The 12,214-nt window shown below is 64.4% G+C and carries 9 protein-coding genes; 3 read left to right on the plus strand and 6 right to left on the minus strand.

All coding sequences use genetic code 11. From position 1 onward, the window contains the following. Positions 1-242: 242 nt before the first annotated feature. From VEZ38_RS14295 to VEZ38_RS14305, 3 genes are all read right to left on the minus strand, one after another. A complete protein-coding gene (locus tag VEZ38_RS14295) occupies positions 243-1,901 on the minus strand; it encodes a glycerol-3-phosphate dehydrogenase/oxidase (RefSeq protein WP_324894526.1) in 1,659 nt (552 codons plus the stop codon). Between the two features lie 162 nt (positions 1,902-2,063). Then, the gene (gene glpK / locus VEZ38_RS14300) at positions 2,064-3,557 is read right to left on the minus strand and encodes a glycerol kinase GlpK (protein WP_324894528.1); all 1,494 of its coding nucleotides are present in this window, start codon (positions 3,555-3,557) and stop codon (positions 2,064-2,066) included. A gap of 15 nt (positions 3,558-3,572) precedes the next feature. Continuing rightward, positions 3,573-4,151 (minus strand): glycerol-3-phosphate responsive antiterminator, encoded by a 579-nt coding sequence (locus VEZ38_RS14305; protein ID WP_324894530.1) that lies wholly within the window; start codon positions 4,149-4,151, stop codon positions 3,573-3,575. Between the two features lie 297 nt (positions 4,152-4,448). Between VEZ38_RS14305 and VEZ38_RS14310 the strand changes: the two genes are divergently transcribed. After that, a complete protein-coding gene (locus VEZ38_RS14310; protein ID WP_324894532.1) occupies positions 4,449-4,778 on the plus strand; it encodes a cold-inducible protein YdjO-related protein in 330 nt (109 codons plus the stop codon). A gap of 101 nt (positions 4,779-4,879) precedes the next feature. Beyond that, positions 4,880-5,800 (plus strand): alpha/beta hydrolase family protein, encoded by a 921-nt coding sequence (locus tag VEZ38_RS14315; protein ID WP_324894534.1) that lies wholly within the window; start codon positions 4,880-4,882, stop codon positions 5,798-5,800. Between the two features lie 26 nt (positions 5,801-5,826). On the opposite strand, the gene VEZ38_RS14320 is transcribed toward VEZ38_RS14315, so the two are convergent. Then, the gene (locus VEZ38_RS14320; RefSeq protein WP_324894541.1) at positions 5,827-7,539 is read right to left on the minus strand and encodes an ABC transporter ATP-binding protein; all 1,713 of its coding nucleotides are present in this window, start codon (positions 7,537-7,539) and stop codon (positions 5,827-5,829) included. A gap of 875 nt (positions 7,540-8,414) precedes the next feature. Beyond that, a complete protein-coding gene (locus VEZ38_RS14325; RefSeq protein WP_324894536.1) occupies positions 8,415-10,172 on the minus strand; it encodes a ribonuclease J in 1,758 nt (585 codons plus the stop codon). 271 nt (positions 10,173-10,443) lie between these two features. On the opposite strand from VEZ38_RS14325, the gene VEZ38_RS14330 reads away from it, so the two are divergent. Beyond that, entirely contained in the window at positions 10,444-11,901 is a 1,458-nt protein-coding gene (locus tag VEZ38_RS14330) for a SulP family inorganic anion transporter (RefSeq protein WP_324894538.1), read from the plus strand. Positions 11,902-11,924: 23 nt separating this feature from the next. On the opposite strand, the gene VEZ38_RS14335 is transcribed toward VEZ38_RS14330, so the two are convergent. After that, positions 11,925-12,214, minus strand: a 290-nt coding sequence (locus VEZ38_RS14335) for a gamma-glutamylcyclotransferase family protein (RefSeq protein WP_324894540.1), incomplete at its 5' end; no start/stop codon positions are given.

Consider the following 12,214-nt stretch of genomic DNA (forward strand, 5'->3'; position numbering starts at 1 on the left):
CAGCGGCCCGGGGAACCCAAATAGTCGGAGTTTCTCCAACTATCCGGCCGTCGGCGGCCCAGGGACCTCATTTAGTCGGAGTTTCTCCGACTATACGACCGCCGGCGGCCCGGGGAACCCAAATAGTCGGAGTTTCTCCGACTATCCGGTCGCAGGCGGCCCGGGGAACCCAAATAGTCGGAGTTTCTCCGACAATCCGGCCGCTCTCGCGCGCCGGCAGCCCGCCCGGGCCGCTGGGCGGACTACCCTTCCGCGACCGGGGTTGTCGCCTCGCGGAGCAGCCGGTCAAGCTCCTCGTCGGCGCTCCGGCGCTCCTCCGGCGAATAATCGAGCTGCCGCGCCATGAGGCGCAGCACGCCTTCGCGGTACGCCCGCACCCGCGCGATGTCGAAGTACAGGTCGCCAGTGCGGCGCACCCAATAATCCGCCGGCCGCAGCGCCTGCTCCCGCTCCATCGCGTACATCGCCGTCGCGTACACGTCGAGCGGCAGCCCGTCACGCTCGGCGGACGCGCGGCCGACGTCGGAGGCGGCGTAGCGCAGCACGTCCGGCGCGTTCGAGCCGTACCGGCGCGCGATCCGCAAGGCCGCCTCCCGCGGCAAGCCGAGCGCCTCGCCCTCGGCGGCGCGCGCCGCGGCGTACGCCGGCCAGCCGGCCGAGCCGCCGACGTCGCCGCCGGAGATCGGCAGCGTCCGCGTGACGCAAGGCCCGAACGCGCCGGCGCCGAGACGCGCGAGCCGCGCCGCGACGCGATCGACGATGCCTTCCGCCATTTTCCGATACCCCGTCAGCTTGCCCCCCGCGATCGTAATGAGCCCCGACGGCGATTCAAAAATTTCGTCCCGCCGCGACACCTCCGACGGCGACTTCCCCTCCTGGTACACGAGCGGCCGCAGCCCCGCCCAGCTCGATTCGACGTCGTCCGCCGACAAGCCGAGCGACGGGAACATAAAGTTCGCAGCGGCGAGCAAATACGTGCGGTCCGCCTCGCTCATCGCCGGATGCGCCGGGTCGCCCGCGTAGTCGGTGTCCGTCGTGCCGAGGTACGTCTTCCCGTCGCGCGGAATCGCGAACGCCATCCGCCCGTCCGGCGTATCGAAATACACCGCCTGCCGCAGCGGGAAACGCGCGCCGTCGAACACGAGGTGCACGCCCTTCGTCAGCCGCACCGTCTTGCCGCGCTTCGAGCCGTCCCGCTCGCGCAGCGCGTCGACCCACGGCCCGGTCGCGTTCACGACGACGCGGGCGCGCGCCTCGAAAGACGCTCCCGTCCGAACGTCGACGATGCGCGCGCCGCGCAGCGTCCCGTCGTCCGCGTACAGCAGCCCCTCCGCCTTCGCGTAATTGAGGCACACCGCCCCCGCGTCGGCCGCCTTCTTCAACACCTCGACGGTGAGCCGCGCGTCGTCGGTTCGGTACTCGACGTAATACCCGCCGCCGAGCAAGTCGTCGGACCGCAGCAGCGGCTCCCGCGCGAGCGCCTCCGCCGCGCGCAGCATCGACCGGCGCTCGGTCCGTTTCACGTCCGCGAGATAATCGTACAGCCGCAGCCCGAGCGACGTCGCGAACGGACCAAGCGCGCCGCCCCGGTACATCGGCAGCAGCATCCATTCCGGCGTCGTCACGTGCGGCCCGTTCTCGTACACGACGGCCCGCTCGCGGCCGACCTCGGCGACCATGCGCACTTCCAGCTGCTTCAAATACCGCAGCCCGCCGTGCACCAGCTTCGTCGACCGGCTCGACGTGCCCGCCGCGAAGTCCTGCATCTCGACGAGCGCCGTCTTCATGCCGCGCGTCGCCGCGTCGAGCGCGATGCCCGCTCCAGTAATGCCCCCGCCGATCACCAACACGTCGAACGTCCGACTTTCCAGCGCCTCGAACAGCGCCTTTCTCTCGATCATGGCAACCCCGCCCCTTTTTTTCCGAAAATGAAATGAAAATAGAAAACGCCCGCAACCGACCCCGCCGCGCTTGTCGCGCGACGGTTCGATCCAGGCGTCTCCGTATCTCCCACCGTAACTATGAACTTGTTTAGAAGTGTATCATGAAAGCGCGCCGGCCGTCTATCCCTTGAACGCGATCGTCGCCTGCACCGCCCGCCGCCAACCGGCGTATAAGCTATTCATACGCGCCGGGTCGGCCGAAGGTGCATATTTCGCGCCGAGGCGCCAGTTCGCGGCGATCTCCTCGCGGCTCGCCCAATAGCCGACGGCGAGGCCGGCCAGGTAGGCGGCGCCGAGCGCCGTCGTCTCGTTGACGATCGGCCGCTCGACGGCCGCGCCGAGCAGGTCGCTTTGGAACTGCATCAGGAACGCGTTCGCCGACGCGCCGCCGTCGACGCGAAGAGCGCGGAGCGGAAGGGCGGAATCCTTCGCCATGGCGTCTAGCACGTCCTTGCTTTGGTACGCCAGCGATTCGAGCGTCGCCCGGACGAAATGCTCCTTCGTCGTCCCCCGCGTCACGCCGAACACCGCGCCGCGCGCGTCGCTGTCCCAATAGGGCGTCCCGAGCCCGACGAACGCCGGCACGACGTAGACGCCCTCCGTCGACTCCACCCGGCTGGCGTACGTCTCGCTGTCCGCGCTCGACTTCAGTATGCGCAGCCCGTCGCGCAGCCATTGGATCGCCGAGCCGGCGACGAAGACGCTGCCCTCGAGCGCGTATTCGACGCGGCCGCCGATGCCCCAGGCGATCGTCGTCAACAGCCCGTGCGCGGACGCCGCCGCTTCCTCCCCGGTGTTCATCAGCATAAAGCAACCGGTACCGTACGTGTTCTTCGCCATGCCCCGCTCGAAGCATGCTTGCCCGAACAGCGCCGCCTGCTGGTCGCCCGCCGCTCCCGCGATCGGCACTCGCTCCCCGAAGAAATGGTGCGGCACCGTGAAGCCGTACACCTCGGACGAGTCGCGCACCTCCGGCAGCATGGCGGCGGGCACGCGGAGCAGCTCCAGCAAGTCGTCGTCCCATTTCAGCTCATGGATGTTGTACAGCATCGTGCGGGAGGCGTTCGAAACGTCCGTCACATGCGCCGCGCCGCCGGTGAATTTCCAAATCAGCCACGTATCGATCGTGCCGAACAGCAGATCCCCGCGCGCCGCGCGCTCCTGCGCCCCGTCGACATGATCGAGCAGCCACCGAATTTTCGTCCCGGAGAAATACGGATCGATCAGCAATCCCGTCCGCTCGCGAATGAGGTCGCCGTGCCCCTGCCGCCGCAGCTCGTCGCACAGCTCCGCCGTCTGCCGCGACTGCCAGACGACCGCCCGATGGATCGGCCGCCCGGTGGCGCGATCCCACACGACCGCCGTCTCGCGCTGATTCGTAATGCCGATCGCCGCGACTTGCGTCGGCGCGAGCCCGGCCTTCGACAACGCCGACGCGACGACGCCGAGCGCGCTGATCCAAATTTCCTCCGCGTCGTGCTCGACCCAGCCGGGCTGCGGATAATATTGCTGAATCTCCTGCTGCGCCGTCTCGACGATCCGACCTTCCCGATCGACAATAATCGCCCGCGTGCTCGTCGTCCCCTGATCGATCGCCAGGATGTACTGCTCCATGTCCGCGTCCCTCCCTTAGTCTCGTTCGCCGCGCGTCCCGGCCGCGAACGTCTTCCACAGCGCGGCATTCGACGTCGTGACCGCCTCCGCGCCCGCCTCGATCGCCCGCTCCACGTCCGCCGCCGACCGGATGAGGCCGCCGGCGATCACCGGGATGCCGGTGCGCGCGCGCACCTCCTCGATCATGAACGGCAGCACGCCGGGCATGACCTCGATATAGTCCGGCGCCGACCGTTCGAGGAGCTTGTAACCCTTTTCCACCGCATTGGTGTCTAACAAGAACAGCCGCTGAATCGCGATCAGGCCGTTCTGCTTCGTCTTCGCCACGACGCTCGCCCGCGTCGACACGAGTCCGGCCGGCTTCACCTGCTGGCACAAAAATTCCGCCGCCGCCTCGTCGTTCTTCAGCCCTTCGATCAGATCGACGTGCAGCAGCGCCTTCTTGCCCTGCGACCGCATGAGCTCGACGATCGGCTTCACCTGCCCGACATGCGTGTCGAGCAGCACCAAATATTCGTACGGGAACGCGAGCGCCCGCTCGAGCTCCTTCATGCTGCGGATCGCCGGCAATATGTTCTGCCCCTCGAACGCCATTCGCTTCGCCCCTTCCCATGCAAAAAATCACACCGAATTGCAAGCGCGCCGCTTGAGCAATGGGATGTGATTCTCCTGGTCTCTGTCACGTATCAACTTGGTTTTCATTATAGGCTCTTACAGAAAACGCTGTCAACGGAAAAAACGCCGCCCCCGCGTCTTTCCGCCGACGCCCGCGGCCCCCTCCCGTTCCTCCCACGCTCGCGGCGGTTCGTTTGTGCAGCGCCTGACGCTCTTGTACAATGGCTGAATGAAGGGAATTTCGCGCGGGCATCGTAATGCGGGGGGGTGTGGACCTTGCAGGAACATACGGATATCGCAAAGCCGGAGCTGGCGCCGGTGCCGATTTGGCGTTGCAAGAGCCCCGATTGCAAAGCATGGATGCGCGACGAGCTTATCGCTCCGGAGAAGCCGAAGCGCGGCGCGAAGGCGAAGGGCGCCGCGCGGGGCGCGCCGAAGTCCGCTGCGGCGCCCGTTGCGACCGGCGGCGCGCCGGCCCCGTCCGCCGCGCCGAGCTGCCCGCTCTGCCAAGGGGCGATGATCCGCGGCATGAAGCACTTGCCGAAGCTGGTCAAGAAGGCGAAGTCGCCGAAGAAGCCGCCCGAGGAGCAAGCCTGGCTCCATTAGCCGCTTAGGCCGGCGCGTACGACGGAAGCCCCTCGGGAGGGTCGCTCCTCCTTGGGGGCTTCTGCGCATGCCGTTTATCAATCGTCAAGGGGGTCGCCTCGATGATCGTTCGATTGACATACCGCTCCGGGCCGTATCGGGTCAAGGGGTACGTCGGGCTCCCGCCCGGCTGCGGCGCCCCGCCCGAGGCGCTGCAGTCGCTCGCGGCCGCGCGCGGCGGCCTGCCGGCAGCCGAGCTGCCGGTCGACGTCGTCGCCGAAGCGGTGCGCGTCTCGTACCGGCCGCACACCATGCTTCGGCCCGCTTCGTCCGAAGCAGCGTCCGCCGTCCCCCCGCGAGCGACGAGCCCCCGTCCGGACGGCGCTCCCTACCCCTACCCCGCCCTCGTCCTGTGCCGCGGCGGCGTCGGCGGCTTCGGGCGCGTGCGGCCGCATTGGGTCGACGACTTTGCCGCCCGCGGCTTCGTCGTGTTCGCCCCGTGCTACCGCGGCAACGAAGGCGGCGAAGGCCGCGACGAATTCGGCGGCGCCGACCGCGAGGACGTAGCCGAGGCGATCGCGCTGCTCCGCACGTTCCCGTTCGTCGACCGGGACCGCGTCTCGGTCGCCGGCTTTTCGCGCGGCTCGATCAACGCCGCGCGCGCCGCCGTCGACGCGCCGGACGCCGTGCGCCGCCTCGTCCTATGGAGCGGCGTCGCGGACCTCGCGCGCACCTATGAGGAGCGCGTCGACCTGCGGCGGACGCTGAAGCGCATCCTCGGCGGCACGCCCGCGAAGCGCCCCGAGGCGTACCGCGAACGTTCGCCGCTGGCGCTCGCGCCCCGGCTGCGGTGTCCGACGCTCGTCGTGCACGGCGCCAAGGACCCGCAGGTCGACGTCGGCCACGGCCTAGCCATGTACGAGGCGCTCCGCGCGCTCGGCGCCCCGGTCGATCTGCACCTCTACGAGGGGTTTGCCCACCTCTTTCCGTATGCGGCCCACCAGGCGGCGGTCGACCGCATGGCGGCATGGCTGCTGGAATAGAAGACTCTGCGCCGCCCCGCGCCGCCTTACCCGAACTGTGCCTGATGGAGGCGCGCATACGCGCCGCCCTGCGCCAGCAGCTCCTCGTGCCGCCCTTGCTCGGCGATGCCGTCCTCGGTGACGACGACGATCCGATCCGCGTGCTTGATCGTCGCGAGGCGATGCGCGATGACGAGCGTCGTGCGCCCCTCGGACAGCTCCGCGAGCGACTGCTGAATCGCCGCCTCCGTCTCCGTGTCGAGCGCGGACGTCGCCTCGTCGAGAATGAGGATCGGCGGATTTTTCAGGAACATCCGCGCGATCGCAAGGCGCTGCTTCTGCCCGCCGGACAGCTTTACGCCGCGTTCGCCGACGACCGTATCCAGCCCCTGCGGCTGCGAGCGGATAAACTCCTCCAATCTCGCCCGGCGCGCCGCCTCGAGCAGCTCCTCGTCGGAGGCGCCCAGCTTGCCGTAGGCGATGTTTTCCCTCAGCGTGCCCGAGAACAAAAACACGTCCTGCTGCACGACGCCGATGTTCCGGCGCAGCGATTCGAGGGTCATTTTCCGAATGTCTATGCCGTCTATGGTAATGCGTCCCTCGTCGGTGTCGTAGAAGCGCGGCAGCAGGCTGCACAGCGTCGTCTTTCCGGCGCCCGACGGGCCGACGAAGGCGATCGTCTCCCCGGCTCGGATCGTAAGATCGATCCCGTTCAGCACGTTCCGCTGCCCCTCGTACCCGAACGACACGCCCTCATAGCGGATGTCGCCCCGCAACGTTGCGACGGCCGCCGCGTCCGGCGCGTCTGCCACGTCCGGCGCCGTCTCCATGATCTCGACGAAACGCTTGAAGCCGGCGATCCCTTTCGGATAGCTTTCGATAATGGCGTTGATTTTCTCGATCGGGCGGAAGAACACGTTCGTCAGCAGCAGGAAGCCTACGAATTCGCCCGCGGTCAGCTCTCCTTGCAGGACGAAGTACGCCCCGCTGATCAGCACGAAGACGGAGACGAATCGCATCAGCATATAGCTGATCGACAGGTTGACGCCCATGATTTTGTACTGGAGAATTTTTGCGTCGCGAAAACGCAGGTTGTTCACGTCGAACAGCTTCTTCTCGTGCCGCTCGTTCGCGAACGCCTGCACGACGCGGATGCCGCCGATGCTGTCTTCGACACGCGCGTTGAAGTCGGCGATGTCCCGGTACATCCGGTCGACCGCCTTCGTCATCCGCTTGTTCGCCATCAGCACGAGCCAGATGATGACGGGGATGACGACGAACGTAATGAGCGCCAGCTTCCAGTTGAGGTACAGCATGACGCCGAACGCGCCCATCAGCGTCATGATCGCGATGAATAAATCCTCCGGCCCGTGATGCGCGACTTCGCCGATCTCGAACAGATCGGTCGTCAGCCGCGAGATCATATGCCCCGTCTTGTTGTTGTCGAAAAAGCGAAACGACAGCTTCTGCATATGGGCGTACAGCGCCTTGCGCATATCCGTTTCGATATTAATGCCGAGCTTATGTCCCCAATAGATCACTATGAAGTTCAGAAACATCGTGACGAGATACAGCGCCAACAGACCGATGCACGCCCACAGGATGATCTGCCAATCGCCGCTCGGCAGCAGCGTGTCGACCACCTCGTTCACCGCGAGCGGAAACGCGAGCTCGAGCACCGCCGCAACGACGGCGCAGCCGAAATCGACGTAGAATAATGTTTTGTAAGGCTTATAGTATGAGAAAAACCTTCGCAGCAGCATGCCGTTGCCTTCCCTCCCGCGATTGTAAGATCCTAACCCGGCCTCGGGCGGCCATCGTTACCAATTTTGATAACATGGTACCACAAGGCGCGCGGAGGATGCCAAAAACCTCCTGTGCGCCGCCGTACGCACGCCCCGCCGCCCCCGACCGCCGTCGAAAGATCAAATTTTGCTTTTATACCCGCCAAAAGATCAAATTTTGCTCTTATTTCCGCCTTATGCTCAAAATTTGCGCTTGTAGCCGGACGCTTGCGAAACTCCGACCGTCGTCACCGACCGCCGAATGCATCGCAAACACGCACCGCTCCTGCCGACCGCCACGAAAGATCAAATTTTGCTCTTATTTCCGCCTTATGCTCAAAATTTGCGCTTGTAGCCGGACGCTTGCGAACCGCCGACCGTCGTCACCGACCGCGAACGCATCGCACGCACGCCCCGCTCCCGCCGAACGCCGCCGAAAGATCAAATATTGCTCTTATTTCCGCCATATACTCAAAATTTGCGCTTGTGGCCGGACGCTTGCGAACCGTCGACCGCAGTCACCGACCGCCGAACGCATCGCACACCCACCCCTGCCGCCTCCGACCGCCGCACCACGACACAACCTTCCGTCGCACCTTTCGCACCCAACCGCCGGCCCGCCGATGCGTCCGCAGCTGCGCTTAGTTCCTTTGGCGAACTTAGGCGCCTCCTTAGTTCCTTTGACGATCTCCGCGCCCGGCCCAGCGGTCCGACCCAGCGGTCCGCCCCTGGGGTCAGCCCAGTGGTCCGCCCCAGCTGCCCGCCCCGGCGGTCCGCACGGGGAGTCCCCTTCAGCGCAACGAAGCCGCATTCGAGTCGCGACACGACTCGAATGCGGCTTCGCAAACGGCTTATTGCACTTCCGAAACGGCCTCGCGGACGGGCTCTTTCTTGCCCTTGACGTCCATCAACACCGGCAGCACGAGCGGGGAGCGCCCCATCGTCGTATCGAAGTACGAAGAGAGCGTCTTGCTAATCGACTCCTCCCACCCTCTGCGGTGGAACTTCTCTTTCTTCTGCAGCTTTGCGATCGAACGCTTGAGCACGCGCGTCGCTTGCGCGATAATGTCGCCGGCCTCGCGGACGTAGATGAAACCGCGCGTCACGAGATCCGGGCCGGCGAGCATCTTGTTCTGCGACGAATCGACGACGACGTTGACGATAATGACGCCGCTGTCCGCGAGTTGGCGCCGCTCCTCGGTCACGGAGCTTTCCCACTCGCTGATCGTGCCGCCCTTGACGAGCACGGCGCCCGCATGGACAGGCTTGCCGAGGCGCGCCATGCGGCGGGAGACGTTGAGCGTCTGCCCGTTGTCCATGACGAACACGTTCGCCGGGTCGATCCCGACCTCGACGGCGAGACGCCCGTGCTGAACGAGCATCCGATGCTCGCCGTGGATCGGCATGAAATACGTCGGACGCAGGAACGAATGCATCAGCTTCAAATCCTCGCGGCAGCCGTGGCCGGACGCGTGGATGTCCATAATCGAGCCCGAGACGACCTCGGCGCCCGCGCGCAGCAATCGGTCGATGCTGCGGTTGACGTTTTGCGTGTTGCCGGGAATCGGCGACGCCGAAAACATGACCGTATCGTCCGGATAGATGGCGACCTTCTGATGCGAGCCGTTCGCGATGCGCGTCAGCGCCGCGTTCGGCTCCCCCTGGCTGCCGGTGCAAATAATGCAGATGCTGTGGTCCGGATGCCGGTCGATCTGATTGACGTCGATCATCGTATCCTTCGCCGCCCGAATATAGCCGAGCTCCTGTCCGATCCGGAACGCGCGCTCCATGCTGCGCCCGATGATCGCGACGTGCCGGCCGGTTTCTTCGGCGGCCTCGATCACTTGCTGCAGCCGGTGTACGTTCGAAGCGAACGTCGCGAACAAAATGCGGCCTTTGCAGCCCCGGAACGCCTCTTTGATCGCGTTGCCGACCGTCTTCTCGGAAGGGGTATAACCCGGCTTCTCGGAATTCGTGCTGTCCGCGAGCAGCGCCAGCACCCCTTCCTTGCCGATCTGCGCGAGGCGGCCCCAATCGGTCGGCTTGTCGGAAGGCGTCATGTCGAATTTAAAGTCGCCCGTATGCACGATGTTGCCTTGCGGCGTCTTGATGACGATGCCCAATGAGTCCGGGATGCTATGATGCGTGCGGAAAAATTCGACGGACATGGAGCCGAACTTGATAACGGAGTTTTCGTCGACGAGGTTGAGCTCGGTCTGCTTCGCCAAATGATGCTCCTCGAGCTTCGCGCGTACGAAGCCGATCGTCAGCGAGGCGCCGTAGATCGGAACTTTCAGCTGCTGCAGCACGAAGGGTAAGCCTCCGATGTGATCCTCGTGCCCGTGGGTCAGGAGGATCGCCTTGACCATGTCCTTGTTTTCGACCAAATACCGAATGTTCGGGATGATGTAGTCGACGCCGGGCATATCCGGGCCCGGGAACTTCACGCCTGCGTCTACGACGAGGATTTCGCGTCCGTATTGGATCGCGTACATGTTCTTGCCGATTTCGTCGAGGCCGCCGAGCGCGAAGATTTGCACGTACGGCGTACGGCGCTTCTTCGACTTGGAGCCGGACGATTCCGGCTTGTGTTCTTCGATAGTGTTCATGCTTTGCTTCCTTTATGATCTATTTTTTGTTGCATTGACCGCTGATTCGCAGATGGCGCGATAAAGACGCTTGCGCGTCGTCCGGGTGGTACAAACGTTTCCATTATACTTCTTTCCGGCGCGCCTTTGTAGTGCAAGAGCGAAAATAGTTGGAAACGCCTATTCTTTTCCGCCCTTCGTATGTATAATTAGGCTTTGTGAACAACGGCCCCGGTCGACCTGAGAGTGGTCGGCCAATTGATTACACATACAGAAAGAGAGGAACCTACTGTTGAATGGAACACAACTGAAGCAGGACTGGTTTTCGAACGTGCGCATGGACGTGCTCGCGGGGATGACGGTCGCGCTCGCGCTCATTCCGGAGGCGATCGCGTTCTCCATCATCGCGGGCGTCGACCCGATGGTGGGCTTGTACGCGTCGTTCTCGATCGCCGTCATTATCGCGTTCGCGGGGGGCCGTCCGGGCATGATTTCCGCGGCGACGGGCGCCATGGCGCTGCTTATGGTTACGCTCGTGAAGGAGCATGGGCTGGAGTACTTGTTGGCCGCTACCGTCCTGACCGGTGTGATTCAAATCATACTCGGCATTTTGAAGCTAGGCAAATTTTTGACGTTCATTCCGCATTCCGTCGTCATCGGATTCGTCAATGCGCTCGCGATACTGATCTTTCTGGCGCAGCTGGTACATTTTCAAGGGCAGTCTTGGGTGATGTATGCGCTCGTGGCCGCGACGCTGGCTATCATTTATATCTTGCCTCGGTTCACGAAGGCCGTGCCGTCCGCGCTCGTCGCGATAATCGTTATGACTATTATAACCATTTTCGGCGGCATTCATGTAAGCACGGTCGGCGACATGGGCGCGCTGCCCACCGCGTTCCCGTTGTTCCATCTGCCGATGGTGCCGTTCACCTTGGAGACGCTGCTGATCGTACTGCCGTACGCGCTGCCGCTCGCGCTCGTCGGCATTCTCGAGTCGCTCATGACGGCGACGATCGTCGACGAAGCGACGGATACGAAGAGCGATAAAAACCGCGAAATTCGCGGACAAGGCATCGCCAATACGATTACCGGCTTCTTCGGCGGCATGGCGGGCTGCGCCATGATCGGCCAATCCGTCATTAACGTAAAATCCGGCGGCCGCGGCCGGCTGTCCTCGCTCGTCGCGGGCGTGTTCCTGCTGTTCCTCATCCTCGTGCTCGGCGACGTCGTCGCTCGCATTCCGATGGCGGCGCTCGTCGGCGTCATGATCATGGTGTCGATCAGTACGTTCGATTGGAAATCCATTATAGAGATGAAAAGGATCCCCGTCCCCGACACGGCCGTCATGCTGACGACCGTCGCGGTGACCGTCTATACGCACAACCTCGCGCTCGGCGTGGGCGTCGGCGTCGTCCTGAGCGCGCTGATCTTCGGCTGGCGCATCGCATCGAAGGTCGACGTCCGGAGCGAGCTCGCCCCGAACGGCGCGAAGCGCTACGCGCTGCAAGGCCAGCTGTTCTTCGGGACGACGACCGCGTTCGTCGACGCGTTCGAGCCGAAGAACGATCCGGACCGCATCATCTTGGACTTCCATCAGATGCATGTGTGGGATCATTCGGCGGTGACGGCGATCGCGAAGGTCGTCTTGAAATACAGGCAAGCCGGAAAGCAAGCGCATATCGAAGGGTTGAACGAAGAAAGCCGCCTGCTCGTCGACAAGGTCGGGCTGGCCGCCCCTTCGGGCCACTAAGCTGCTCAACGCCGCATCGGGAGTTACGACTCCGATGCGGCGTTGCCGCGTTCTGAGGCGCTTCTTCGGTAGGCGCGCCAATCCGCTTGCGGGATCGGCCGGCACGCCGCGGCGCGCGCCCGCGGGAACGCGTAAACGAGCGCCCGGTACGTCCCACGCTCGCCCGACGTTTCCACTTCGAGGCGCTCGTAAAGGTTGCGAGAATCGCCGGGACCGAAGTAATCCTCCAGCTCGTCTAACGCCGCAAGCGTCGGCGCGTCCACCTCGTACACCTCGCCCGCGACCGGACGATCCGAAGCCTCGTCGAGCGCGA

This window comes from Paenibacillus sp. (genome assembly GCF_035645235.1).
In the GTDB taxonomy this organism is placed as follows: Bacteria; Bacillota; Bacilli; order Paenibacillales; family YIM-B00363; genus Paenibacillus_AE.

What these genes read in the sequence shown, in the direction of transcription:
- VEZ38_RS14295 (WP_324894526.1), bottom strand. Translation starts at nt 1,901, where the DNA reads ATGATCGAGAGAAAGGCGCTGTTCGAGGCGCTGGAAAGTCGGACGTTC.
- glpK (WP_324894528.1), bottom strand. Translation starts at nt 3,557, where the DNA reads ATGGAGCAGTACATCCTGGCGATCGATCAGGGGACGACGAGCACGCGG.
- VEZ38_RS14315 (WP_324894534.1), top strand. Translation starts at nt 4,880, where the DNA reads ATGATCGTTCGATTGACATACCGCTCCGGGCCGTATCGGGTCAAGGGG.
- VEZ38_RS14325 (WP_324894536.1), bottom strand. Translation starts at nt 10,172, where the DNA reads ATGAACACTATCGAAGAACACAAGCCGGAATCGTCCGGCTCCAAGTCG.
- VEZ38_RS14305 (WP_324894530.1), bottom strand. Translation starts at nt 4,151, where the DNA reads ATGGCGTTCGAGGGGCAGAACATATTGCCGGCGATCCGCAGCATGAAG.